The sequence below is a fragment of the Gloeobacter kilaueensis JS1 genome (assembly GCF_000484535.1).
GTDB classification, from domain to species: domain Bacteria; phylum Cyanobacteriota; class Cyanobacteriia; order Gloeobacterales; family Gloeobacteraceae; genus Gloeobacter; species Gloeobacter kilaueensis.
In genome coordinates, this window is the sequence record NC_022600.1 from 863,122 (window position 1) to 886,493 (window position 23,372).

At 61.4% G+C, this 23,372-nt stretch carries 24 protein-coding genes; 14 read left to right on the top strand and 10 right to left on the bottom strand.

What is annotated here, in order from left to right:
- The first annotated feature begins 29 nt into the window (after nucleotides 1–29).
- Both GKIL_RS04000 and GKIL_RS04005 read left to right on the top strand, forming a co-directional pair.
- Nucleotides 30–356, top strand: a complete 327-nt coding sequence (locus GKIL_RS04000) for a DUF4342 domain-containing protein (RefSeq protein WP_023172123.1) — start codon at nucleotides 30–32, stop codon at nucleotides 354–356.
- Between the two features lie 96 nt (nucleotides 357–452).
- Complete coding sequence (locus tag GKIL_RS04005; protein ID WP_023172124.1) at nucleotides 453–1,904, top strand: cyanophycinase; 1,452 nt, start codon at nucleotides 453–455, stop codon at nucleotides 1,902–1,904.
- Nucleotides 1,905–2,527: 623 nt separating this feature from the next.
- On the opposite strand, the gene GKIL_RS04010 is transcribed toward GKIL_RS04005, so the two are convergent.
- A complete protein-coding gene (locus GKIL_RS04010; protein ID WP_023172125.1) occupies nucleotides 2,528–3,268 on the bottom strand; it encodes a hypothetical protein in 741 nt (246 codons plus the stop codon).
- Between the two features lie 28 nt (nucleotides 3,269–3,296).
- A complete protein-coding gene (locus GKIL_RS04015; protein WP_023172126.1) occupies nucleotides 3,297–4,058 on the bottom strand; it encodes an EcsC family protein in 762 nt (253 codons plus the stop codon).
- Between the two features lie 153 nt (nucleotides 4,059–4,211).
- Between GKIL_RS04015 and GKIL_RS04020 the strand changes: the two genes are divergently transcribed.
- The 5 genes from GKIL_RS04020 to GKIL_RS04040 all read left to right on the top strand — a co-directional run bounded on the left by GKIL_RS04020 (nucleotide 4,212) and on the right by GKIL_RS04040 (nucleotide 8,588).
- On the top strand, nucleotides 4,212–4,931 hold the full coding sequence (locus GKIL_RS04020) for an SDR family oxidoreductase (RefSeq protein ID WP_023172127.1): 720 nt from the start codon (nucleotides 4,212–4,214) through the stop codon (nucleotides 4,929–4,931).
- A gap of 26 nt (nucleotides 4,932–4,957) precedes the next feature.
- Nucleotides 4,958–5,515 (top strand): DUF6391 domain-containing protein, encoded by a 558-nt coding sequence (locus GKIL_RS04025; protein WP_023172128.1) that lies wholly within the window; start codon nucleotides 4,958–4,960, stop codon nucleotides 5,513–5,515.
- A 113-nt stretch (nucleotides 5,516–5,628) separates the two neighbouring features.
- The gene (locus GKIL_RS04030; RefSeq protein WP_023172129.1) at nucleotides 5,629–6,867 is read left to right on the top strand and encodes a DUF445 domain-containing protein; all 1,239 of its coding nucleotides are present in this window, start codon (nucleotides 5,629–5,631) and stop codon (nucleotides 6,865–6,867) included.
- Between the two features lie 229 nt (nucleotides 6,868–7,096).
- A complete protein-coding gene (locus tag GKIL_RS04035; protein WP_041243709.1) occupies nucleotides 7,097–7,705 on the top strand; it encodes a hypothetical protein in 609 nt (202 codons plus the stop codon).
- 100 nt (nucleotides 7,706–7,805) lie between these two features.
- Nucleotides 7,806–8,588, top strand: coding sequence for a DUF1350 family protein (locus tag GKIL_RS04040; protein ID WP_023172131.1), 783 nt, complete (start codon nucleotides 7,806–7,808; stop codon nucleotides 8,586–8,588).
- Here the strand turns inward: GKIL_RS04040 and GKIL_RS04045 are convergent.
- The 6 genes from GKIL_RS04045 to GKIL_RS04070 all read right to left on the bottom strand — a co-directional run bounded on the left by GKIL_RS04045 (nucleotide 8,585) and on the right by GKIL_RS04070 (nucleotide 14,631).
- Entirely contained in the window at nucleotides 8,585–9,034 is a 450-nt protein-coding gene (locus tag GKIL_RS04045; RefSeq protein WP_023172132.1) for a peroxiredoxin, read from the bottom strand. The genes GKIL_RS04040 and GKIL_RS04045 overlap by 4 nt on opposite strands.
- A complete protein-coding gene (locus tag GKIL_RS04050; protein WP_023172133.1) occupies nucleotides 8,997–10,046 on the bottom strand; it encodes a hypothetical protein in 1,050 nt (349 codons plus the stop codon). Before GKIL_RS04050 ends, GKIL_RS04045 begins: the two co-directional genes overlap by 38 nt.
- A 41-nt stretch (nucleotides 10,047–10,087) precedes the next feature.
- Nucleotides 10,088–11,551 carry a carotenoid oxygenase family protein gene (locus tag GKIL_RS04055; RefSeq protein ID WP_023172134.1) on the bottom strand — a complete coding sequence of 488 codons (1,464 nt, stop codon included), beginning with the start codon at nucleotides 11,549–11,551 and terminating at the stop codon, nucleotides 10,088–10,090.
- A gap of 48 nt (nucleotides 11,552–11,599) precedes the next feature.
- A complete protein-coding gene (locus tag GKIL_RS04060; RefSeq protein ID WP_023172135.1) occupies nucleotides 11,600–12,463 on the bottom strand; it encodes a thermonuclease family protein in 864 nt (287 codons plus the stop codon).
- Nucleotides 12,464–12,572: 109 nt separating this feature from the next.
- Nucleotides 12,573–13,814, bottom strand: coding sequence for an MFS transporter (locus GKIL_RS04065; protein ID WP_023172136.1), 1,242 nt, complete (start codon nucleotides 13,812–13,814; stop codon nucleotides 12,573–12,575).
- The gene (locus tag GKIL_RS04070) at nucleotides 13,786–14,631 is read right to left on the bottom strand and encodes a tetratricopeptide repeat protein (protein WP_187293881.1); all 846 of its coding nucleotides are present in this window, start codon (nucleotides 14,629–14,631) and stop codon (nucleotides 13,786–13,788) included. Before GKIL_RS04070 ends, GKIL_RS04065 begins: the two co-directional genes overlap by 29 nt.
- Before the next feature lie 141 nt (nucleotides 14,632–14,772).
- On the opposite strand from GKIL_RS04070, the gene GKIL_RS24515 reads away from it, so the two are divergent.
- The 4 genes from GKIL_RS24515 to GKIL_RS04085 are packed head-to-tail and all read left to right on the top strand — an operon-like array spanning nucleotide 14,773 to nucleotide 17,075.
- On the top strand, nucleotides 14,773–14,949 hold the full coding sequence (locus GKIL_RS24515; protein WP_023172138.1) for a hypothetical protein: 177 nt from the start codon (nucleotides 14,773–14,775) through the stop codon (nucleotides 14,947–14,949).
- A 6-nt stretch (nucleotides 14,950–14,955) separates the two neighbouring features.
- Nucleotides 14,956–16,164 carry a bifunctional phosphopantothenoylcysteine decarboxylase/phosphopantothenate--cysteine ligase CoaBC gene (gene coaBC / locus GKIL_RS04075; RefSeq protein WP_023172140.1) on the top strand — a complete coding sequence of 403 codons (1,209 nt, stop codon included), beginning with the start codon at nucleotides 14,956–14,958 and terminating at the stop codon, nucleotides 16,162–16,164.
- A complete protein-coding gene (locus GKIL_RS04080) occupies nucleotides 16,161–16,427 on the top strand; it encodes a hypothetical protein (RefSeq protein WP_023172141.1) in 267 nt (88 codons plus the stop codon). Before coaBC ends, GKIL_RS04080 begins: the two co-directional genes overlap by 4 nt.
- Before the next feature lie 45 nt (nucleotides 16,428–16,472).
- On the top strand, nucleotides 16,473–17,075 hold the full coding sequence (locus tag GKIL_RS04085) for a hypothetical protein (protein ID WP_023172143.1): 603 nt from the start codon (nucleotides 16,473–16,475) through the stop codon (nucleotides 17,073–17,075).
- A 127-nt stretch (nucleotides 17,076–17,202) separates the two neighbouring features.
- Here GKIL_RS04085 and GKIL_RS04090 read toward each other — a convergent pair whose 3' ends face one another.
- The gene (locus tag GKIL_RS04090; RefSeq protein ID WP_144080310.1) at nucleotides 17,203–18,000 is read right to left on the bottom strand and encodes a hypothetical protein; all 798 of its coding nucleotides are present in this window, start codon (nucleotides 17,998–18,000) and stop codon (nucleotides 17,203–17,205) included.
- A gap of 338 nt (nucleotides 18,001–18,338) precedes the next feature.
- Between GKIL_RS04090 and GKIL_RS22270 the strand changes: the two genes are divergently transcribed.
- Entirely contained in the window at nucleotides 18,339–20,150 is a 1,812-nt protein-coding gene (locus tag GKIL_RS22270; RefSeq protein WP_023172145.1) for a serine/threonine-protein kinase, read from the top strand.
- Between the two features lie 15 nt (nucleotides 20,151–20,165).
- On the opposite strand, the gene GKIL_RS24090 is transcribed toward GKIL_RS22270, so the two are convergent.
- Nucleotides 20,166–21,158 carry a tetratricopeptide repeat protein gene (locus tag GKIL_RS24090; protein WP_023172146.1) on the bottom strand — a complete coding sequence of 331 codons (993 nt, stop codon included), beginning with the start codon at nucleotides 21,156–21,158 and terminating at the stop codon, nucleotides 20,166–20,168.
- A gap of 170 nt (nucleotides 21,159–21,328) precedes the next feature.
- Between GKIL_RS24090 and GKIL_RS04105 the strand changes: the two genes are divergently transcribed.
- Nucleotides 21,329–23,062: a S8 family serine peptidase gene (locus tag GKIL_RS04105; protein WP_023172148.1), complete on the top strand. Its 1,734-nt coding sequence runs from the start codon at nucleotides 21,329–21,331 to the stop codon at nucleotides 23,060–23,062.
- A 77-nt stretch (nucleotides 23,063–23,139) separates the two neighbouring features.
- Complete coding sequence (locus GKIL_RS04110) at nucleotides 23,140–23,358, top strand: hypothetical protein (RefSeq protein WP_023172149.1); 219 nt, start codon at nucleotides 23,140–23,142, stop codon at nucleotides 23,356–23,358.
- The last annotated feature ends 14 nt before the right edge of the window (nucleotides 23,359–23,372 follow it).

The window sequence follows — 23,372 nt, forward strand, 5'->3', positions numbered from 1 at the left end:
ATAAAGGTGGCCTGCAGGATGCGTTTGCCATGTCAAACAACCGCAATTTCACCGAGGAAGCCTACGTTCTCGGCAACCAGCTCGTAGACAAGGTCAAAGAAGTAATCGAGGAGGGAAATGTCCGGCGCATCTTGATTCAAGATCAGCAGGGCAAGACGCTCCTCGAAGTACCCCTCAACCTCGGTGTCGCCGCCGGAGCGGGGCTGGTCTTCTTTGCGCCGCTGCTGGCGGGAGTGGGGGCGATCGCCGCCGTCGTCAGTCGTGCCCGCCTGGTGATCGAGCGCTACGAAGACCCGGCAGCCAAGCCGCCCAAGAGCAACGAGCCCCAGCCGATCGAGATCGAAGACGACGAATAGACCCCAATTCAGGCTAGAAAAATTTACATTTTCGATCGCTCCTGCCGGGTCTGGACGTGCGATACTGCCGTTTGGCTCAAAAACAAGGGAGCGCCCATGAAAAAGATCTGGAGCCTGGTGAGTGGTCTGTTGCTCATAGCGACGCCCTGCTACGCCCAGGCGGTGGTGATGGTGGCCGGTGGCGGCTCAGAAGGTGACATCGGAGACACCACAAGCTGGTCCTACCGCCTGTATCCACATCTTCTCGACGGGGGCGACGTAAACGGTGACGGGCGGATCACCGTCGCCGTCCTCGCCAACTCGCCCCAGAGCAGCTTCATTCCCCAGTACTTCAAGTGGCTGGGAGCGGACGACGCCTTCAACGTGATCATCGCCTCCCGCGATCAGGCCAACAACGCCGGCACGGTCGATGCGGTGCGCGGCGTCGATGCCATCTTTATCAAAGGCGGCGATCAGGGCGTCTACTACGACCTGTGGAACGGCACCCGTTTAGAAGACAACATCCGCTACGTCGTCCAGACCCTCAATGGCGGCATCGGCGGCACCAGCGCCGGGGCGATGAGCCAGTCGCAGTATGCCTTTGCCGGTGGCAAGGATCTGATCTCGCTCGACATTCTCACCAACGCCCAGACTCCCTACCTCAACGACACCGACGGCGGCAGCGGCATCCACAACGACTTTCTGGGCTTTGTCACCGGCAGCGTGATCGACTCGCACTTTAACGACCGGGGCCGCCTTGCCCGCCTGTTGGGGATCATGGCCAAAGCCCAGAGCGACTACCAGCTTTCTACCCTCTTAGGCATCGGCCTGGGTGACCAGACGGGACTGGCGATCCACGGCAATAGCGCCCAGGTAATCGGCGTAGGCTCCGTCACCTTTGCCCAACCCACGCCTCAAACCGTCGTTCACCGGCCCGCCGGAGCGCCCCTTTACCTCACCAACATCCGGGCCGACGTGCTCACCGAGGGCTGGTCCTTCGATCTCACCAGCCGCGTTGTCACGAACCGTCCCGCCGACGCCCTGCCAGTGAGCTACGCGGGCGACAGCGCCGCCAACAAAAACGCCCTCACGATCGACGGCAGCAAAAAGCCCCAGGAGCGCTCCTACGCCCTCAAGGCGAGCTACTACCCCCAGGGCTATTCCCTTACGCCAACGCCTTCCAGCACCGACATCCTCAACAGCATTGGCCTCAACGACAGCCAGAACTCCAACAATCGCGGCTATATCCAGGAGACAATCCTGCGCGCCCTCTACGACCACCCCGACTACAGCGGTATCCTGCTCTCAGTGGGTGGCAAGATTACCCGCGCCCAAAATAGCCCCGATCTCTTGAGCTTCGGTCCCGGTTCCGGCGGTCCCGAATCGGCAGCCGTCATCTTCGACGGCGAACAGGTGTCAGCCAAAAGCCTTTCTCCCTACGTTTCCACCTCCGACTCCGGCAACGGCTCGCTGCACTCCGCCGCCCTCGAAAACCTGCGCGTCCACGTCCTGGGGCAGACCAGCATCTGGGGCACCAAGTACGACTCCCGCGATCACGATTTGCAATAGCCTCCCCGTGAAAACTTGGTCGGACTATCATCTACCCATAGTCAGAGTAAGTAGATGAAGCTAAATAAGCGTCAGGCTTTGGGTTGGAGTGTTGAAAGCAGGTTTTTGAGTACTTCTAAAACCGTCCCCCACCTCCCCATACCCCCCTGCCCCCCTCTCCCCTCCTTCCCCCGCCGGGGAAGGAGAGGAGAAGGGGGTTCACTGTAACTGGGCTCTCTAGCAGCTTAGTGAAGGGGTCTCAAATTTACCTTGCTTTTCTCATAAAAGAATGAGTCGATGAGCATCCTGGCAAGTAGCCAAAGGTAATTAAACGTTAGATCAAAGCAGTCATGAGTCCCTTGAAGCAGAGGAAAAATAAGACGAGTCTGAAACTGACTTCACCTGGCCACTCTGCAGCCCAGTTACAGTGAACCCCCGCTCTCCTCCCCTGCCCCGGCGGGGCAGCCCCCCATTCGGGGGGCAGGGGGGGGGTGGAGGGGTGGGGGATATTTCTAAAAAGACAATCAAAGCAACAAAGAGAACGGTCAGCTCCAAAGAGTCTACTACCCATACTCCAGCCCAAAACCTTATGCTTATTTAGCTCTGTCTACTTAAAGGCTGCATTTGTAGAAGGTGACAGTGTTTTATATTCCAAAAAATAGTGAAAAATACAAGAGAGCAGCAAGAAAGCTGACGACAGCAATGATCCAGCCCAACGGACGCCAATTTCTCGCTTCCCTACGAGGATCGAACGCCGAAAACATTCCCAGAAAACCCAATCCGATTGCAGTAAATGCGAAGCTGGCACCATTCGGAGTGAGAGCGAGAGCACCGGACACGCCGAAGGAAAAAAGAGAGGTCGCTTGCAAAAGCCAACGAAAGCCAGAGCCATTTTCAGCAAACTTCTCCACGTTGTTCTTTGCCAGAGTAATCGAAAGCCCTACGAACAAGATTCCGATCAGTACGCCCAGCAGAGCGATTTCAATTCTAAGGCGTTCGTTCAGCAAGAACCAGGTACCAACAAAGCCCGCTGTATAAGCAAAACCAATAATTAGAAATCGAGCAAGCAGAGTAGCCGGAAATCGATCGAGTAGAGAAGAAGGCTTCTGGTACAAGCTCGCTTGCGTGGGAAAAAGATTGAGTAAAACATCCAGCTGTGACTGACCGCCTTCGCAATAAAACTGTTCAACTGGCTGCCAGGTACGTGCGACTGGAAATCGAGCATCTAATTGCTTTCCAGGCAGTGGTTGACGCTCACGAAAGTAAAGCAAATATTCTATTCTGCCCTCGACTTCACGAAAACGGATCATCGGCTCAAAGCCGGGGTAGCGCTTCTCGACCTCGCGCCTCCATGCACGGATCTGTTCCTCGGACGGTACTTGCAAGGGAACCTCCTCGGATCACGGAAGAAGGTCAGGCAGCTTCCTTACTTGCCTCTGCCTGAACGGTGATCTGAGACTCGTAGAAGTGGGCAGCGGCGTTGCCGATCAAGTTGATAGCGGCGAGGTTGGTGCCACCGCCGACGACGGCACCGACGACCATCGGCACGCCCTTGAGGACAAGGCGCTCCGCTAGTTGTTTGCCGATGATTCGGGCGAGTTGTTCGAGGTTGACTCGGGCAATCTGGGTGGCGACGACGCGCTTGAGAGCCTGGGTACCGGCACCCGCCAGGCGATCGGCTCCGGTGCCGAGGGCAAGGACCAGGGCTGCTTCACCCTTGCGGTCGGGACTGTCGAGGTCGAGGCCGTGGGCGCAGGCGATCTCATAAATGAGTTCGATCTCAAGGACCAGGGTACCGACCACATCGGCGGCAATTGCAGGCAGGTTGATGCCGGGGGGCAGAAGGCCGCTTGCCACACCGATGCCACCGGCAAAGAAAGCTTTGCGGCTGATAAGCCGTGCTGAAAGTTGGGCCGGAGATTCGTCGGGATGCTCGCGCTGCAGCGCTTCGACCGTCTCGCGCACCTTGCGCAGATTCACCTGATCGAGCAGTTGGAGAAGCCAGTTTGCCCCGAGGGAGCGGCCTATCTGCTTCATCCAGTCGCTATCGCGGGCAGCCTGAAGGGAGTCACCCACCCAGGAACGGGTGGAGGCAACCCAGCCGGTGAGCCGGGGGAGAAACTGGGCGGCCTGCAGGTTCAGGTTCTCGCTGCTTGCGATCGAAGATTCGGACATGACGGTTATCACGTATCTTTGCTTCGATCTTATCGAGAGAGAAAGAAGCCCGCCTTAACCTGGGGATGGAAATTGTGCTGCCAGGGCTACACAGCGGCCCTACCGGCTGAGCGGGGGCATACATAATGGACGAAGTACATCGGCAGGACACCCATGCAGGACAGAGTTGTTCTCATCACAGGAGCAAGTGGGGGGATTGGATCGGCGGTGGCGCGGCGGCTTGCCCGCGAGGGCGCTTCACTCGTGCTGGCGGGGCGCACCCAGCAAAAGCTCGATGAACTGGCCGCCGAGTGCGAGGGAGCAGGTAGCCCAAAAGCGGTTGCAGTTGCCACCGATGTCACCCTCAAAGCCCAGGTAGAAGCGCTATTTGCCAGAGCCAGTGCCACCTTCGCTCAGATCGATGTCGTCCTCAACGCCGCCGGACTCGGCATTCTCAAGGCGATCCAGCACCTGAGCGAGGAAGACCTCGACCGGCAACTGGCAGTCAACCTCAAGGGCACCTTCCTCAGCTGTCAGGCAGCGGTGCCGATCATGAGTCAACAACCGGCGGGCGGGCACATCTTCAACATTCCGGGCATCCTTGGACAGTATCCGATGGCGACGGCGGCGGCCTACTGCGCCTCGAAGTACGCCGTGGTCGGTCTTACAAAGTCGATGGCCCTCGATCTCAAGCGCGCCAACGTCCGCTTCACCCTTCTGTATCTCGGCGGATTGAACACGCCTTTTTGGGACAACGCCGGGATGCGCGTCCAGCGCGACAAGATGCTCAGTGCCGAGACTGCCGCCGACGCCGTTGCCTTCGCCCTCGCTGTTCCCGCTCCCGGTGTGCCCAACGAGATTGTCATCCAGCCTGATAGCCACCAGTTTCTTTAGTACTCCGTATCTTTCAGGTAACGCTCATGACCGATTCCAGCCAGCTTCCGCGCCGAGTGACCGTCGAGCGCGACGAGTCGCCCCTCAGCACCGTTCAAAACCTGATCGAGCGCATTCGCCAGGTTCACGCCCTCGAACACGCGACGATCTGGGTGCTCTCCGAACAACTGCCGGAGGTGCAACTGAGCGGTTTTTCAACCGACCGGGGCTTTTTTATCTACGGCCCGCTCGATACGGGATTGCTCCTGCGCGCTTCCCACCAGGCGCTGGAGCGGATCAACCGGGGCGAAGAAAATCTGGCGATTCATCCGCGCTGCGGCACCAACCTCTCGGTCGGAATGCTGATTACGGCCACGGTTGGACTCGGAGCGAGTTTGCTGTTGCCGCGCAAGCCCCTGCCGCAACTGCTCGCGATCGGCGCGGCGGCAGCGACGGCTTCCCAACTGGCGACGGGTGTCGGAGCCCTCGCCCAGCGCCACCTCACCACTTCGATTCCCCGCAACCTCGAGATCGTCAACGCCCGTACCCTGAGCGACTGGGCCGGTCGCCACAGCCACTTCGTCGAGACCCGCTACGTCGGCTAGCCGACTGCCCTCCCGAACAGCGCCTGCTGCCCAATCTAGGATCCAGACAAAGTTAGGATAGAAAGGCGAGCAGTACCGGTGGGGCCAGATTGGGCCGGGCTGGAGGATAGAAGTTGGCGCTTACGATCTTGCATTACATTTTGCCGCCCATCGTTGGCGCTGCAATTGGCTTTACCTCCGACACCCTCGCGATAAAGATGCTCTTTCGGCCTTATAAGCCGAAGTATATTTTTGGCCGCAAGATTCCGCTGACGCCGGGGCTTTTTCCAAAGGGGCAGGAGCGCTTTGCCCGCAAGGTGGCCCAGATGCTCACCGACAAGCTGCTCACCCCCGAGGAGGTGCAGCGCATCGCCCAGCGCCTGCTCACCCCGGAGCGGCTCGAAGAAGGGGTGCGCTTTGCCCTGCTCTACGCCCTGGGCGAATACAGCGATGGCCGCAAGCGGGCGCGGCTCGCGGTGGCACTGGGCAACGTGCTCAAAGAGGTCTTCAGCGAATCGCTGCCGCGCTGGATCGACACCCTCAGCCGCTCGCCGGCTTCTACCCGCCTTTTTGAGCAACTATTCGATCAGGTGGCCCTGTCGCTGCGGATCAACGAAGAACAGGCCGCCCGGCTCGCCCTCTGGATCGAGCAGAACGTCTTTACCCCCGATCGCCTGCGCCTGGCCCTTGTCAACCTGCTCACCAACCAGACGATCGACGCCCTCGACAAGGAGGCGCGCGAGCGCAGCCAGGGCGGACTGTGGATCGTCGCAAACGTCGTTGGCATCAAAGGACCGCTCTCGCGCTTCAAGGCGTTTTTAGTCGAGCAGCCCCAGGCCGCCGACGAGTTGCTCACCCGCTTTCTGGCCGAAGCTGGGGTGCGCGGGCGACTTACCGGAGCACTGACGGGCCTCAGCGTCCAGACGCTTTCGCTCGCTACCGTTCAGGATCTGAGACGTCAGTTCGTCGAGAGTTTGACCAGTGGCCTCAGCGCCCAGGGACCGCTGCTCAGCCAGCGGCTGGGCGAATCGATCGACTGGAACCGCTCCGCTGCCGAAGTGCTCGATCGAATCGTCACCTCCGAGAAGACCCTCGTCTGGATCGACAAGCTGGCTGAGGGCAGCAGCCGGATGCTCGATCGCTACTTGAGCCGCGAACTGGAACCGCTGGTGATGAAATTTTTGCCTGCCCTCGGCCTGGAGCAGATGGTGATCACAAAGATCTGCAATACCTCCGCCCAGGAGCTGGAGGCGGCGATCCAGCAGGTGGCCAAAAACGAGTTGAAGGCCATCCCCTACGTCGGCATGTTTCTGGGCTTTTGCGTCGGCATGTTCGAGGTGTTTCTCATCACCTTCGTCATTCCCATCGGCTGAGCTGCATGGACTCGTGCATATTTTGCGAGAACACTGCCTAAGCTTTTTATAGAGCGATTTTCATCAGGGTTTTCTATCAGCCCAGGTCATTCTGGGCTCATCTCAGTCTGTCTATTCGCTGCTTATTTTTGGCAGTGAAGCTGGCCGATCGGTGGTTGTTTGACTGCCGATTCAGACTGCTATGGCCCGATGCGTGAAAAGCGGCTCGTTCCCCATTCAGGTGACCAACATGCTCGTTTCAACCTTTGAAATCCTGCTCAAGCCCCAGTTTCCGAAGAAGCTTCCCCCCGTCATTCCTCCTGCTCCTACCGGTGTCGAAGCCCTCAGCCGGACGGTAATCCAGGCGTATTTTCTGACGATCGCCAACGTCAACTTCTTCGATGTCACCGTCTCGCTGGTCTTTACGATCCGCTTCCCGGTCGATACGCCGCCGACGGAAGAACCCACCTCGTTCAAGGACTTCATCGATGCGATCGATATTACCGGAGTGAATCTCACCAACACCCAACTGATTCCTGAAGCAGTGCCCGCCAACAACAAAGCCCGCCTCACCTTCACGATCCCGGCGAACACGACCAGCCAGCTCATCTTACAGCCCGATTTCATCACCAGGCCCGAACGGCTGAAGTCGGCCAATTTCGAGGCTCGCGGCTACGTCGAGATTTTCCTCTCTTCGCTTTCTGGTTCCAATACGGCGACGCTGCTGCTCACCCCCGAACAGCGCGGCACCTTCTTCAAAGATCTCGATGCAAAGCTGGAGGCGAATATCGGCCTCGATCAAATTGCCTACGGTCTGCCGATCAGCAACGGCGGCGTCTTCAACCTGGACAACCTGTAGGTATCTGAACCCCTCACCCCCTGCCCCCTCTCCCAGATGGGGAGAGGGGTGAGGAGGGCAAGTTCAAAACCGACCTGCCACCCAATCCCCCCAAATCGTCATGCGCAAACTATTTGAACCGATCGCCCATAGCTGGATTGCCCGCCATCCCGAACCGCTCGGGGTGATCGAATTTATCGGCGGTGCCCTCTTTGGCACCCTGCCCTGGCTGAATTACGACGCTTTTTTGCAGAGCATCTACGATGCAGGCTACACGGTGATCGCCGTGCCTTTTCGATTCGGCTTCGATCACGAGGCGATTGCGAAGATTTTACTTGACGAGCGCACCAGCATCCGCGCCCTGCTCGATTACCCGGCGGATCTGCCCCACATCTGGGTGGGCCACAGTCTCGGCTGCAAGTACATTATTTTGCTCGAAGCCCACGGCCAGATCTACAACCAGCCCTCGCTGTTGATTGCACCGGATATCGCCGACACCCGCAACGCCGTCCCGGTGCCCATCCCCGGCCTGGTCGAATTTCTCGATGCCCACGGGCTCGGTGCCATTCCTACCCGCGCCCAGACCCAGCAGCTGGTGCGCGAGAGTGCCCTGTTCAACCTGACAGGATTGATCTCGTTTGCCAGTGACGATATCGCCGGAAACCAGGCCGGTCTGCCTCCCGAGAGCGATGTGGGCTGGTTTGTTTCTACCCTCGCCGATCGCAGGTTGCTCAAGGCGGAACTGCCGGGCCGCCACAACGACATCATCGGCGTGAGCATGGGTGAGGACGTCTTTGACCTCGATCCCCACGATGGGCTGGTGCAACGCGGGCCGCGCGCCCTCGAATTGCTCGCGGTCGAGCTGCTGGAGAAGTTGCGCGGCAAGGCGGAGAAGCTGGTCTAGCTCAAGGCGGCGAGCGCACCCAAAAGTTCTTCGTCCTCGCGCTTGAAGATCGGGATCGATTCGACGTGCTTGTAGCGGACGATCCCCTGCTTATCGACGATAAAGTAGGCCCGCGCCACCCCGAGAAAGCCGCTCACGCCGTAGAGGGCGGCGACGCGCTTGTCGCTGTCGCTTAGAAGCGGAAACTGGGCTCCAAGCGAAGCGGCGAATTTATTCTTGTTATCGACCGAGCCGGTACTGATGCCCAGGATCACCGTGTCCTTGTTGTCGAACTTCGACCAGTCCTCGACGAAGCAGGTGAGTTCTTTGGTGCAGACAGGAGTAAAGTCTCCCGGATAAAAGGCGAGCAGGACGTTTTTTTGCCCCCGGTACTGCGAGAGGGCCACCGTTCCCTGCGAACCGTCGAGGCTAAAGTCCGGAGCCTGCTGACCGACTTCGACGCTCATCCTTTTCTCCCAACGCTGATTCCAGGATAACTGGCAGGGCAGCGCGCAGGCCCGCCCCACAGCGGCGGTGCTTGATAAGCTCTCCCGCATCTTCGAGTTGAAAGTTCGTCAGGGTGCGGTCGCCGCCGCCCTGGTCGTTGACCAGATCGCCGAACTGGGCAATCCGAATGTCGTAGCTACCCAGGCCGACGCCCCGCTGGGGACCGGTGACGATGTACAGCGACTGGCCCGCGAAGAGCACGTTGCTCGGCTGGTCCGATAGATCGAGGCCGAGGGCGCGGCCCATCTGGAACATCGTCTGCTGGAGCACCTGCTCGGGGTGCCACCACTGAAAGTTCCCCTGCAACAGCCCCGGTTTGAAGCGCTTGAGGGGCACGCGCACGATCATCCGGCCCGTCTGCTCGTCGATAAAGTAGCCGCTGTAATCCGGATAGTCCTGGTAAGCCTCGATGCGCACGTCGGCTTCCTCGGGCCTGCTGGTGAGGATAAAAGGCTCCATGACGCTGCCTTTATGAAAGCTGCTGATGGCGGCGTTCCACTTGGTCACCCCCAGGTGCATCGCCCGAATCGCCACCTCCGGCACCGCTTCGCTGCTGTCCTCCATCTGGTCTGAAACATAGACTTTGAGCGGAAAGCAGGCGGGAATGCGGGCGTTGGCGCGGGCGCGCAGACTGAATTCGACCGCCCCGGCAGCGATCGGTAGCTGCAGATTGGCAAGGGCCGCCTGGGCGCTCTGGCGCACCGCCGACTGTTGCTCGGATGGTGGGCCATCCACCTCCATTTCGATCCCGCTTAGATGACCATCGGGCTGTACCTGGGCGCGCACATGCACGAGGGCGTCGCTCTTCAAGCTGGGCAGCTTCCACTTTTGAGCGAACGCCTGGCGGGCTGTCAGGGGCCGCTCGATGTCGCTGCTCAGGCGCAGATCGCCCGTCACCGGTGCTTCGGCTGCCAGCAACGGTCTGGAGATCAAGGCGACGAGCGCGCAGCAAAAAAAGAATCGACCGTCCATGGCAGTACTGTATCAATTACAGAAAAGTCCGTGCTGGACATTTAGAAATCGACAAAGACTTCCGGGACGAAGCTGCCGTGCAGGCCGTAGGGAACGTGGTGCGGCAGCAGGAGGCGGGCGATGCGATCGAGACTGCGGGCGTCGAGGATGACAATATCCGACGCCTGACGCTGGGCATCGTAGACGATCGCGATCACCCAGCCGTCGTCTTCGCTGTTACTTTCGGGGCGCGGCACAAAGACCGGCTCGCTGATAAAGCCCTCGGGGGCAAAGTTCGCAAAGATCGCCTCGCCCGCCTGGATGTCGAATTTGCCGATCGCCTGGAGTGGTCCGTTGCGATCGGCGCTCGCCGTTGCCCCCAGGTAGACGAAGCGGTAGGAGCGGCCCATGCGGTCGGGGTGGATCTGGGGAAATTCGACGGCGCGACGGAGCAAGGGCCGGGTGCGCACCTCACCTGTAGCCACGTCGATCTCGCTGCGCCAGAGCCAGCCTTGAGGGACGCGATCGAAGTCGATCTGCCGGAAGTCGCCGTTGCCGAGGGTTGTCAGGTACTCCTCGTAGCGGACGCTGTCGAGGACGATCGTGCCCTCCTGCTCGAAGGCGTTGACGTGGTGAAAGGCAAAGAAAGGCTCGGTCTCGATCGTGCGCACCTGCCCGCCGCTTCGGGGAATGAGCAGCATCCGTCCCGGCTGGTCGGCGGCGAGGCGCAGGCACTCGCCCGCCGCCTTCATGCCAAAGACGAAGGGCAGCGGATCGAGGGCGAGGGGACTCTGAAAAAAGATCCAGTAATTGTCGCTGAAGGCAAAGTCGTGCAGGAAGGCAAAGCCCGGCAGGGTGTAGGTGGCCTCGACCTGCACCTGGCCGGAGGGGGTGAGCCGGTAAAGCGCCAGATCGCTCACCAGCCCGGCGCGCACCCCAAAAGCGAGCAAGTCGCCTGTCTGGGGCTCCAGGCGCGGATGGGCAGTAAAGGGTTTGCCGCCCGCCAGCACGCCCCCCAGATCGTCCGTACCAAAGGTTTCGAGGCTTGCCGGATCGAGGCGATGGGGCGGGGCGGCTTCCCAGAGGGCGAATAGCCGCCCGTTCCAGTAGATGACGTTGGTGTTGGCGACGTTTTTGAAAGAAAAGTCAAAAGCGTTGAGCCAGAAACCACCGGGCCTGAGCGTGCCAAAGACGTTCTTGAGCAGGATGCGCCCGGCCTGGGATTCTTTGATGAAACCCTCGGTGCGCACGTAGCGGTTCTGAAAGTGCGCCCGCCCCGCTTTGAAGCTCACCGCCGCGATCATCCCGTCGCCGTCGAAGGGATGGCCGTAGGCGACACCGCCCCGGTCGAAGCGCCCCGGCCCATTGCGAAAAAGGGTTCCCGTCAGCTCCGGCGGGATGGTGCCCTCGATGTCGGTGATCCCGTAGGCGTGCTCGGCTTCGAGGGTGCGGTAGCCCGTCGCCCAGCCGGACTGCAAAAAGGACGACGGTGAAACGGAACTCTGGGAGCGCGAGGAGGCAGACATCGTGACTTAGATAAACTCGACAGCGCTCCCAAATCTTAACAAACGGTTCTAGCCTTCGCGGAAGACCAGATTTTCCGGCGGTTCGTCCAGCTGTAACTGCTGGCCTGAGACGGTGATCAAACTGTCGAAGTGGGTAAAGCGCCCCTCCGGCAACACCGTCACCTCGTCCGCCTGGGCTTCGAGAAAGCTTTTGAACCCTTCGAGGCCCGGCTCGCCATTGTTGAGTTCGATATATTCGACCAGACGGCGAAAGAGCTTGGGCAGAATTACAACCTCGTCGGTGATCGTCGCCAGGCTGTCGAGGCTGAACCCGGAATTGGTCCGGTCGGAGGGCCAGAGCCCCAATCCGTCGTTGCGGGCGGCCTGGGCGGCCTGGGTCAGTTCCCGGCGCAGATCGGCGTAGAGCTTGGAGTAAAAGGTCGGATAGACCAATCCAGCGGCGAGGAGCTGGTAGTTGGCACTCTCGCCCAGGAGATTGGTGTCAAGAAAAACACCGTCGCCGTCCTGCTCGTCGCTCTCGCCTGCAAAGGCAAAGGCTACGGCCCGGCCATACTTGTCGGCAAAGCGAGAAAGAATATAGCCGCGCACGCTCTCGGGGGTGGCCGAAGCGATCGTCTCGTCGCTGCTGCGGCTGAACTCGGTGAAGCCGAGAGACTTGAGCAGAGCGTCGGAAGCCGCCTCGGCGTACTGGAGAGGCTGGCGCTCTTCACCCCCCCGACTGACGGGTGGCCGGTAGTGGGTCTCCAGCGCATCGATCGCATCGAGCCGCAGCTGGGCACCGCCGCTGCGGTTGCGCTTGACCCGGCCCAGCTTATCCCACAGATCTGGATTGTCCGGGTAGAACTTGATCGAGTCGCCGTCGGGCCGTGCGCCGACGATCCGGTACTCGCCCTTGATCAAAAAAAGTGGCATCGGCAAAACTCCAGCGTGTTCGTTCCCTGCTTTGGCAGCCAGGGGAGAGCCATTTACCTATAGCAGGGCTTTGCGGTTTTATGCGGTCGCCTGCCATGCATCGGGCCGTTCACTTTTGCTGGTTGACGGCGCGGGGCAGGCGCTTTTCGAGGACAACGAGCGGCAGGCAGTTAAGAAGCGCGATCGCGGCCAGCCCCGGCCACAGCCAGTCGCTGAGCGGCCTTCCCAGATCGAGAATGCGCCCGCCCAGGGCTGGCCCGACAATGTAGCCCACCGCCCAGCACTGGGAGTTGATCGATAGATACGCGCCGCGCAGATCCTCGGGGGCAAGGGCCGCGACCAGAGCCGAGGCTGCCGGGTGCATGAAGGCGAGGGCCACCGCCGCCGCCAGCAGCGCGGCGATGCCGGTGAATCCCGCTAGAGCCGGATTTTCTACCAGATAAAGAAGCACCAGCGCCACCGCCCAGAAAACTGCACTCACAGCCAGGGAGCGCGTCCGCCGCCAGCTGCTGCTGAGGCGGGCGACCGGAAACTGGATGAGCCCCAATAGCGCGACGTGGGCGATAAAACCCACTCCCAGTACCTTCTGCTCCAGCCCACCAAAGTCGCGCAGGTAGACGGGCACGGTGCTCTCCAGTTGCGCGGTGAGGGAGGTGAAGACCAGATTGATCGCCGCGTACAGCAGCAGGTTACTGTCGCGAAAGGCAACGCTGTAACCGCCCAGGAGGGACGCTCTTGGATCAGAAGCGGGCCGGGTTTCTTTGATCGCCCGCAGCGCCACCAGCCAGAAACCCAAAAAGGCGAGGGCGTCGAGCCAGAAGAGCAGGCGGTAATTGCCCGTAAGGGCGATGAGCCCCTGGCCCACGACCACACCCAGCCCGAGGCCCAGACTGTCACCGGCGCGGGTGAGGCCGTAGGCTTCGGCGCGCTGAGCACCCGTAGTCAGATCAGCGACCGCCGCCTCGTTCGCCGGCCAGTACAGCCCGAAGCCCCAGCCGACGATCGCGTAGGCGCTCGCGTAGAGCACAAAGTCGTGGGTGATTGCGAATAGAGCATACCCGGCGCTGAGGGTAGCGAGCGCCACCAGCAACGTCCGCCGCCGGCCCCAGTCGGGCCGGTCGCTCAGCACACCGCCCACGAGGCGGCCCACGATGCCGCTCGCTCCGGAGGCGGCGATGCCCAGACCGAGCTGGGTATAGCTCAGTCCCAACTCACGGGTAAAGAAAATCGAGGCGTAAAAAAGAACGAACCCCAGCCCGAGGGAGGCGAGCAACCGGCCACCGAATAAAATCCAGATCGCCGCCGGTAGCTCTGGTAAAAAATCAGGGCGTGCTGCTGCGGGCCGTTTCATCGTCGCCCGTGGGTTCCGGCAGTCGTTCGAGGGCGGCCTGGATCCGGGGGGTCTGGAGCACCAGGGCGGCATCGGCCAATAGCTTGCTGCCCCAGAGATTTTCTTTGAGGTAGTCGAGCTTGCTGTAGCGCTTGTCAAGACCGAGGGCTTCCTCGCTCAGCGCCAGTCCTTTGTCGCGCTCGCCGTGGCTGAATAGAGCAATGCCCAAAGCAAGCTTCGGTTCGGCGGCCTTGGCGTTGATCGTGACGGCCTGCTGCCACTGGGCCTTGGCCTCATCGATGCGGCCCTGCTCGTAGCGGATAAGACCGACGTTGTTGATCGCCTCCCAAAAATCACTCTTGATCGCTACGGCTTTTTGAAAGGCGGCGAGGGCGTCGTCCTGGCGATCGAGCAGAACGTAGTCGTTGCCCAGGTTGAAGTACTCGTCGGCATTTTTAGGATCGATCTTGAGGCCGCGCTCGATCGCCTGGGCCGCCTGGGAGTAGTTTTTGAGGCGGCTGTAGGCGAGGCCAAGGTTGAACTGAAAGCGCGCCGTATCCGGAGACAGCTCGCTCGCCCGCTTCAATTGAACAAGCGCCTCCTCGGGCTTGTTGTTCTGCAGGAGAATGCCGCCTAAAACCGTGCGCGTCTGGGCACTGTTGGCGTAGAGCTGCACAGCCAGCTGGGCCATCGACTCCGCCTCGTCGAGCCGCGAGACCTGCACCAGCCGGATGGCATCTTCGGCCAGTTGCAGTGCCCGCTTCTGCACCTGCTCGGGGGCGAGGGTCGGTACCGTCACCAGGGGGGCCTGGGCCCGCACCGCAGGCGCGACCAGCACGCTTCCAACTAGAACCAGAGCCAAGAAACGGTTGCCCATGTCGATGTATAGTGCCCAAGAAGATCCTTTCCAGTGTAACGGCTTCCCCCGGCTGGACCGTGCCACAATGGCAGCACCGACGCACCCCTGATAGAGACGACGATGACCGAGCAGGAGATTCGCGCAGGTGTCGAGAAGGTCCGCCTCGAACGGGCCAACCTGCTGCAACTGTTAGAAAGACCGGACCTGAGCACCGACACCCGCCAGGATGTCAACCAGGCGCTCGAAGAGATCGATGAACTGCTGCTCGAATTTGAGCGCACCTTCCCGGCTGGCTAGGGTGCCATGCTGAGTGGCCGCCGCATCCTGGTGGGTGTGACCGGCGGCATCGCCGCCTACAAAGTCTGTGAAGTGGTCTCAACCCTCGCCCAGGCGGGTGCCCAGGTGCGGGTCGTCCTCACCGATGCGGCCCAGCGCTTTGTCAGCGCTTTGAGCTTTGCCACCCTGGCGCGCGCCCGCGCCTACACCGACGCCGATTTCTGGTCCGCCGAACACAGTTCGCCCCTGCACATCGAACTGGGGCAGTGGGCGGAGGCGATCTTGCTCGCTCCCCTGAGCGCCAATACCCTCGCCAGGCTCAGCCTTGGTCTGGCGGACAATCTGCTCACCAACGTCGTGCTGGCCTCCGAGGCACCGATCTTGCTGGCCCCGGCGATGAACACGCAGATGTGGGAGCAGCCGGTGGTGGCCGGTCACTGGCAACAGTTGAGCGGTTTGCCCCGCTACCACACCAGCGGCCCCGGCTGCGGGCGGCTCGCCTGCGATGCGGTCGGGGCAGGCCGGATGAGCGAACCGTCCGTCATCGTCGATCACCTCGCTTCGCTTTTATGGACGGGGGGCAGGCGCGATCTGGCGGGCAAGACGGTGCTCGTCACCGGCGGCGGGACCCGCGAATTTCTCGACCCGGTGCGCTTTATCGGCAACCCCAGCACGGGCCGCATGGGCATCGCCCTCGCCACTGCCTGTGCCCATCGCGGGGCGCTGGTCCACCTCGTCCTCGGACCCAGTGAACTGCCGGTCCCCCCGGAGGTACAACTGTGGCCGGTCACTTCGGCCCGCCAGATGGAACAGCGGGCGGTTGAACTTTTTGCTGGGGCACACTTGATCTTTATGGCCGCCGCCGTCGCCGATGTCCGGCCCAGGACAAAAAGCCCCGACAAGATCCCCAAAGCGAGCCTCGGCACCCAACTGGAGCTTGTGGCGGTCGATGATATCCTGCTCCATCTGGCTCACTCCAAACAGGACTGGCAGACGCTGGTGGGCTTCGCTGCCCAGACCGGCGAGGATTGGCTCACAGCCGCCCGCCACAAGCTTGAGCGCAAGCACCTCGACTGGCTGGTGGCCAACCGGGTAGACGAGCCTGGCCAGGGCTTCGGCAGCCGCGATAATCAGGCTATGCTCTTAAGCAATTGCGGGCACAGCGATGCGATTCCCCTGGTCAGCAAACTGGAGATGGCCCATCGCCTGCTGGATCGATTGGAGAAGCCTTCGTGATACGCAGACCCTGGTTTGACGAACAGACCGGTGAACTGGCCTTCCAGGTAATCAGCAGCGCCGATTCCTGGCAGACGGCCCTCGCCGACGGCATCGTCACCCAGGAAGAGCTGCAGACGCAGACGCAGAGCGTCACCCGACTGCTCAGAACCATCGACGAACGGGTGGACGACGACGTACACAACTTGATTACCGAACTCCTCCAGGAGTTGTCGGTGCTGCACGCGATGCAACTTTTCTATGCTGCAGAGGAGGCAGGCTGATTCTCGGGGCGCTATTCTTTTTGGCAATACCGTGCGGAGTCGATTATGGACCCTGAGTCCCCGTTGCCCGAATCGTCCGAGGAGCTGACAAAACTGGTGGTCCACTGGCGGCGGGCAGCCGAGGACGCCGAGCAACTCTGCCTTGAGCAGATGGAGGCTGTCCGTCAGGCCCAACTCGAGCGGCAGGACGTCGAGCACAATCTCGTCGTGCTGCGCCAGACCGTCGCCAGTCAGCAGTCGGAGCTGAGCGATCTGCGCCGCAACCTCGAGCGCTCCACCGGCATCATCCGCACGCTCGAGCAGCGCCTGAGTACCCTGCAGGAGAACCTGGCCCAGCGCGAGAGCCAACCCCACGAGGCCCAACTCGAAGCACAATTGGGCGAAGCCCAGGCACTGCTGCGCGAGCGCGAGCGCGAAGCCGGGCAAAAACAGGCCCAACTTTCGCGGGCCAACGAACGGCTCATTGCCCTCGAAAGGCAACTGATGCAATTAAAGGGCGTGATGGACCGCGCTGTTTTTGGCCGGTCCCAACCGCTTCTGCCCGTGCCCGAAACGGCTCCTGCCGACCGTCCAGGTACACCCCAGCCCACCCGCTACGGCCACGTCCAGTTGCCTGCCTTTTTACAGAGTGCGCGCAGCGGCGAATAATTTTGGCACAAATACAGGCAAATGAGCCAAAGTATGTCATTATGCAGTCAGACTAACCTAACTGTCAGGCCCATTCTCTGGACTCCCGGATTCCCCCTGGAGGAGAGGGGCTTTTTTCTGACTGTTTTCAGGTCGATTTGCTGAGCAGGTACTGCACTTCGTTGAGCGAGAGACCAGAACGACCGGCGGCCTGCTCAAGACTTTGGGTCTCAAGGAGCACATTGATAAAGCTGGCGAGCCGGCGACGAACAGCGCCGCCCTTCCAGTACCAGATGCGCTGCTGTACCTGCAGTAGACGCTCAGCGCCAACGCTGCTGCCGTCTTTAAGAGGAATCGACAATTGTGCCAGTTGGGTTGTGGTCGCGGTGGGCTGGAGGACAGGAGCGCTGCTGTGCGGTGCAATCGCGACGGCGGTCGCGGACCGCTTCGTCGATGGAGCATTTTCGCTCAGCGGTGCAGGCGCAATCTTCATCCAGGAGGGCGCACCGACCCTTGGCCGCCGTACAGGAGTTGCCTGGGCCATCTCAAGGTCGTGAGCCGGTTTGAGCACCGGGGGAAGTTCTTCTATCTGCTCAGGAGCGGTCGGACCGATGGGAGCGGCGGCGGCGAGCAACGGCAGGGGCTCGGCACTGAGAGGAGCCGACTCACTGATTAAAACAACCGGCATATCGTCGCTCAGGGGTGCCTCAGCGCCGATAAGTTGAATCGGCTCGCTGATGGGCTGGGCTGCCGCCTTAAATTGAATCTCGCTTTTTTTGGCCGTCGGGCCACTGCGGACCGGTGGCGCAGGCGATTTGCCCTCGGTCGCTTTGGAGGCCGGGGGGCGACCGGCAACCCAGCGGGATAGATCGGGATTGGCGTAGACAAAGCTGCCACAGACAGCCACCAGCACACCCGCCATCAACAACGAATTGAAATGCCTCACCGCTTGAACTCCCATCCAGATACCCATTCAGGCTGACGCACAGCCAGTTGCCTTGATCTGGTGCCGCTCACCAAGTTATAGAACGGATCGCCACCAGAAAACAATCGCTGCACAAGATTACAAAAGCGCCTTTTGCCCCTAGGGAAGAATATTCATACGCTAAAGTGAAGCTGGCTGCCATCGCTTCGCCACTCGCATTACAGGCCCGTCCTGTCTGCAATATAGCTTCACATAGTGTCTAAGCAAAATTTGATAGAACATTAGTGCTCCCTCAGCACCATGTGGTGCCGGATCGCGGAAGTTTCGACAAAATATCAGTACATGCTGGACGCAAAATAATGATCGGTAGACTGCTCGATGGCCGTTATAAAATCCTTCAGATCCTCGGTGCGGGCGGCTTCAGTCAAACGTACCTGGCCCTCGACACGCGCAGACCGAGCAGTCCGACCTGTGTTGTCAAGCACCTTAAGCCGACCAGCGACAACCCTGGTTCTTTAGAGATTGCCAGGCGGCTTTTTCGCAGCGAGGCCGAGACCCTCGAGCGCATCGGACATCATGACCAGATTCCGAGACTGCTTGCCTATTTTGAAGAAGACGAAGAATTTTATCTGGTCCAGGAATTTATCGAGGGGCACGTTCTCACCACCGAACTGCAGCCGGGGCGGCTGATGAGCGAAGCCGAGGTGGTCGCCCTGTTGCAGGACGGGCTTTCGACCCTGGCCTTTGTCCACAGCCAGGGAGTCATCCACCGCGATGTCAAGCCCGACAACCTGATTCGCCGCAGCAGCGACGGCAAGCTGGTGCTCGTCGATTTTGGCGCGGTCAAGACGGTCTGGTCGCGGCCCGCCGCGCTGCAGCGCGGCGGCACGATCGCCGGGACGATCATCGGCACCCCCGGTTACATGTCCACCGAGCAGGGCCGGGGCAAACCGCGCCCAAGCAGCGACATCTACGCCCTCGGCATGATCGGTATTCAGGCTCTGACCGGCCTCGCTCCGATGGAACTGCAAGAAGACAGCGGCACCGGCGAGCCGATGTGGCAGCAGCACACCCAGGTGAGCGCCGCCTTTGCGGCGATCATCGACAAGATGGTGGCTTACCACTTCAAAGACCGCTACCAGAGTGCCGGAGAAGCCCTTGAGGCTCTGCAAAAAGTTTATGGCCTGAGCAGCTCCTACACTGCTCCGCCTCCACCGCCCAATTTTCAGCCCGCTCCGCCTCCGCCGGTGAGCAGCGAGCGCCCCTCCGAACCCGCACCGATCGAATCGACGACGACGGCCCGCGAGGAAACCTATTATGGGCAACCAGTACCCTTTGAGATGCCCCGCACCCAGCCTCCGCAGGTCGCCGAAGCACCGGCCACCCGCGAGGAGACGTACTACGGTCAGCCGCTTCCCTTTGAGGTGCCCCGGACCCAACCCCCGCAGGTCGCCGAAGTGCCCGCTGCCTCTCAAGAAGAACCGTACTACAACCAGGCGGCAGCTGTATCCAATACTGCCACCCGTCAGACCCCGCCACCGGTGCGCACCTCCCCACCGGTAGCTGCACCTGCTCCAGGCAAGGGCAACAACCGGACCCTCGTCTTTGCCGGAGCGGGAGTAGCAGCGGTGCTCGTTGCAGCGGGTGTCTGGCTATTCGGTTCCTCCGCTACCAAAGCGCCCCCGCCGCCGGTTGTCTCAGCACCGGCAGCGGTTCAACCGTCATCACCCAAGGGGCAGCCTGAAACAGCTCCAGAACCCGCGCCGATCAAAAAGGCAGCCGTCCTGCCGGTCAAGCCACCGGCCAGGCCGGTCAAGCCGGTCACCAAAGCCCCCGCCCCCGCGCCAAAAGTGACAAAGCCTGCTGTCATCCAACCACCGCCGATCAAAAAGACTGCGCCGGCACCGCAAAAACCAAAACCGGCAGTACCTGCTCCAGTCAAGGCGAAGCCGACTCCAAAAGTTGCCCCGCCGCTGCTTGCAAAGCCGACTGTCACAAAACCCAAAGTGCAAAAGGCTCCTGCTGCCCCCTCGATCTTCCGGCCCGCCACTGCGCCGGTGAGCAGCGGTGGCGCGCCTTTTCGGCCTGCCGCTGCCCCCTTGAGCGGTCCCCAGGACGCCCCGGCATTGCTCAAACCGGCGGACAAGCCGATCGACAATCAGAGCAAGTAGTCGGCCCGCCGGAGACTACTTGATGTAGATCTTGTAGGTCCGCCAAGCCGCTCCCCGCCAGGCCAGGCGCAAAAAGGACTGGCGGTCGAGGCCAGTCGCTTCGAGAGCCTGATCGACCGTCGCTCCCCGCTTCATCCGGACGACGAAGTTCTGCGCCTGTTTGTAGACACTGGCATCCCTGCTCAGGACGTTGCGCTCGACGCCCAGCCTGAGACCGAGCAGAATATCGTCGGTGGTGGCGTCGTAGCCACTGACCCGGCCAACGGAGACGGCACTGCCCCCGGCTCGGGACTTAGAAGACGGCAGGCTGGCTACCGGCGGTGGAGCGGTGCGCAGCACCGGGGCAGGTGGAGAAGGGTCCGTCGTACTTGCGGGGGTGGAGGGACTGACCAGCGGCGGTGCGGCGTCGGGGCCTGGAGCGGGAGCGGCGGTGGAGGCCGTCTCGGGGGCGGGCTGCCTGTCAGGTGGTGGGGCCGAAGGTGCGGCGGGTCTGCTCACCGGGGCAACCGGGCTTGGACGCGACTGGACAGGCGGGGGCGCAGGCCGAGAAGAAGCTGTACGGATGCCGGGGCGCTTGCGCAGGGCGCTCAGCAGCTCGCGGGCCTGATCGGCGTCGGGGGCATTTGGTGCAAGCTGAAGATAGCGCTGGTAGTCGGCGATGGCCAGGTCGTATTCTTTGAGATCGCGGTAGATCGCTGCCCGGTCGAAGTAGGCATCGGCGTAATCATCTTTAAAAGAAATCGCCTGGCTAAAATCATCGGCAGCACCGCGCAGATCGCGCATCAGGTAGCGGGTGATGCCACGGTTGACGTAGGCGGCGGGTTCGGTCGGATTGCGCCGGACCACTTCGTTCCAGATGCGCAACGCCTTGGTGTAGTTGCCTTTGTTTTGCTGGGTGTAGGCGTCTTTGAAGAGCTGTTTCACATTTGTCTCGGCTCTTAGAGAACCGATAGGTACCGTCCACGCCAGCGCAGCGAGACTCAAACTGAGGGGCCACAGATGCTTCATTGCGGATCTTTTGATGCGACAGAGGGAGTGCCCGGCTGCTGGAAACCACTGCAGCCGTCCGGCGGCTCCTCAAGAGTAGCGCGATCCGTCGGGTTTTGCCGCCGCAAACACCCACCTGGACTATGTTCTGCCCCTGCATGTTAAGCTCGTGACAATTCTCAGGTCCGACGATGCCGACAAAAGCAGGTGTGTTCTGGAAAGTCCTCCTCGGCTGGGTAGCGCTCGCCCTCGGCGGCCCGGCGGTGCTGGCGGCTCCCGCGCCGATCGAGGAGGCAGTCGTTGCCTTCAATCATCCCGCCGCGCAAACGCTGATCGCCGATCTCGAAAAAAGCTACGGCATCGACTTCGAGGCCAATAGCCGCTACTCAGACGATCGGCGGCTATTTCGGTTGCGCTTCGATGCCAATCGCCACGGCGAAATCTACCGGCTGCTGGCGGGCCTGCAGGGCGGCAAGGTTCTCGACTACGTTGAACCGAACTACCTGTATCACGCCACCGGCTTTCCCAACGACCCGCTCTACTCGCGCCAGTGGAACCTGCGCGCCATCGGCGTCGAGCACGCCTGGCAGAAGGCAAACGGTGAGGGGGCAGTGGTGGCGGTGATCGACACAGGCGTTGCCCACAACCTGCCGGATCTGGACCAGACCGACTTTGTGGGCGGCTACGACTTTGTCAACGACCGCAGCGACGCCACCGACGACCAGGGCCACGGTTCCCACGTCGCAGGCACGATCGCCCAATCGACCGACAACGGCGAAGGGGTGGCGGGTATCGCCTACCGCGCCCGGATCATGCCCGTCAAAGTCCTCGATCGCTACGGCTCCGGCACCGCCCTCGATGTCGCCGACGGCATCCGCTTCGCCGCAGACCAGGGGGCGAACGTGATCAACCTCAGCCTCGGCGGGCCCGCCGACAGCTCGGCCATCCGCGAGGCAGTCGAATACGCCCGGCATAAAGGGGTGGTCGTCGTCTGCGCCGCCGGCAACGAAAGTTCGCCCCAGGCGTCTTATCCGGCCCTCTACCCGGCCTGCTTGAGCGTGTCGGCGACTGGCCCCGACGGTGCGCTTGCCTTTTACTCCAACTATGGCCGGGGCGTAGACCTGAGCGCCCCCGGCGGCGACAAGAGCACCGGCGGCGACGAGGGCGGTATTCTTCAAAACACGATCGATAGTAGCGGCAATTCGACCTATGCCAGCTACCAGGGCACCTCGATGGCCGCTCCCCACGTCGCGGGGGTAGCCGCCCTGCTCTACAGCGCCGGTATCCACGACGCTGGGGCGATCCGCAAGATTCTGCTCAGCTCGACGCGGCCCGTCGGCCACGACTATCTCAATCAGCACGGAGCGGGCCAGTTGAACGCCGCCCTCGCCCTCGACGCTGTCGATCAGCCGTACTTTTTCTTCCGGGGCGGCATCTGGTGGCTGGTACCGCTCAGCACACTGCTGGTGGGCGTCGTCTTCACGGCCCTGGTAATGATTGCTCGTCCCAGTGGCGGTGGCATCAACGACTTCACCTACGCCGTCGGTTTTATCGTCGCCGGGCTTGGCCTGTTTCCGCTCTCCGCCTTCGGCACCACCTGGGGACCGGAGGGGCTGCTGGCACTGCTTGCCACCCCGCTGCCCAACTGGGACCGGATCTTCTTCGGCAGCCTCCTCAATCCGGTTCTACACAGCATTCTCGTGCCGGGAATCCTCGCTGCCCTGCTTGCCGGTTTTAACTGGGGCCGCTCGCTGGCCATCGGCAGTTGTGTCGGCACCGCCGCCCTGCTCGCCCTGCAGGCGAGTGTGTTTTATACGCCCTTGATGTGGTTTAGCGAAGAGTCCTACGCCCGTGGCTTTTTGGGCGTCAACACCGCTCTTTGCCTGCTTGTGGGCTTCGTCCTGGCGCGAGTAAGCGATCGTTGAGGCGGCGGATTGTCCTGATTCTGGCAGCCCTGTTATCTATGCAGGCTTGCCGCACCCCCGTACCGGAGAAACCCACGATGTACACCGGAACGCTGCGCTTCATCGATATCGAGACGGGCTCCTGGCAACTGGTCACGCCCCAGGGCAAGTACCAGTTGCGCTTCTCAGGACCACCCGCCGACCTTAAAAGCCTCGACGGAAAAACCGTCCAGGTCAAAGGCACCGTCCGCGCCGACCTGCTCACGAGCGCCATGACGGGCAAGGTGCTTGAAGTCGAGACAATCAGCGCCCAGTAGATGCTTGAGGGCAG

What these genes read in the sequence shown, in the direction of transcription:
- GKIL_RS24515 (WP_023172138.1), top strand. Translation starts at nt 14,773, where the DNA reads ATGACCGAGCAGGAGATTCGCGCAGGTGTCGAGAAGGTCCGCCTCGAA.
- GKIL_RS04015 (WP_023172126.1), bottom strand. Translation starts at nt 4,058, where the DNA reads ATGTCCGAATCTTCGATCGCAAGCAGCGAGAACCTGAACCTGCAGGCC.
- GKIL_RS24090 (WP_023172146.1), bottom strand. Translation starts at nt 21,158, where the DNA reads ATGAAGCATCTGTGGCCCCTCAGTTTGAGTCTCGCTGCGCTGGCGTGG.
- GKIL_RS04045 (WP_023172132.1), bottom strand. Translation starts at nt 9,034, where the DNA reads ATGAGCGTCGAAGTCGGTCAGCAGGCTCCGGACTTTAGCCTCGACGGT.
- GKIL_RS04085 (WP_023172143.1), top strand. Translation starts at nt 16,473, where the DNA reads ATGGACCCTGAGTCCCCGTTGCCCGAATCGTCCGAGGAGCTGACAAAA.
- GKIL_RS04005 (WP_023172124.1), top strand. Translation starts at nt 453, where the DNA reads ATGAAAAAGATCTGGAGCCTGGTGAGTGGTCTGTTGCTCATAGCGACG.
- GKIL_RS04055 (WP_023172134.1), bottom strand. Translation starts at nt 11,551, where the DNA reads ATGTCTGCCTCCTCGCGCTCCCAGAGTTCCGTTTCACCGTCGTCCTTT.
- GKIL_RS04110 (WP_023172149.1), top strand. Translation starts at nt 23,140, where the DNA reads ATGTACACCGGAACGCTGCGCTTCATCGATATCGAGACGGGCTCCTGG.
- GKIL_RS04040 (WP_023172131.1), top strand. Translation starts at nt 7,806, where the DNA reads ATGCGCAAACTATTTGAACCGATCGCCCATAGCTGGATTGCCCGCCAT.
- GKIL_RS22270 (WP_023172145.1), top strand. Translation starts at nt 18,339, where the DNA reads ATGATCGGTAGACTGCTCGATGGCCGTTATAAAATCCTTCAGATCCTC.
- GKIL_RS04065 (WP_023172136.1), bottom strand. Translation starts at nt 13,814, where the DNA reads ATGAAACGGCCCGCAGCAGCACGCCCTGATTTTTTACCAGAGCTACCG.
- GKIL_RS04035 (WP_041243709.1), top strand. Translation starts at nt 7,097, where the DNA reads ATGCTCGTTTCAACCTTTGAAATCCTGCTCAAGCCCCAGTTTCCGAAG.
- GKIL_RS04060 (WP_023172135.1), bottom strand. Translation starts at nt 12,463, where the DNA reads ATGCCACTTTTTTTGATCAAGGGCGAGTACCGGATCGTCGGCGCACGG.
- GKIL_RS04020 (WP_023172127.1), top strand. Translation starts at nt 4,212, where the DNA reads ATGCAGGACAGAGTTGTTCTCATCACAGGAGCAAGTGGGGGGATTGGA.
- GKIL_RS04050 (WP_023172133.1), bottom strand. Translation starts at nt 10,046, where the DNA reads ATGGACGGTCGATTCTTTTTTTGCTGCGCGCTCGTCGCCTTGATCTCC.
- GKIL_RS04000 (WP_023172123.1), top strand. Translation starts at nt 30, where the DNA reads ATGTCAAACAACCGCAATTTCACCGAGGAAGCCTACGTTCTCGGCAAC.
- GKIL_RS04025 (WP_023172128.1), top strand. Translation starts at nt 4,958, where the DNA reads ATGACCGATTCCAGCCAGCTTCCGCGCCGAGTGACCGTCGAGCGCGAC.
- GKIL_RS04105 (WP_023172148.1), top strand. Translation starts at nt 21,329, where the DNA reads ATGCCGACAAAAGCAGGTGTGTTCTGGAAAGTCCTCCTCGGCTGGGTA.
- coaBC (WP_023172140.1), top strand. Translation starts at nt 14,956, where the DNA reads ATGCTGAGTGGCCGCCGCATCCTGGTGGGTGTGACCGGCGGCATCGCC.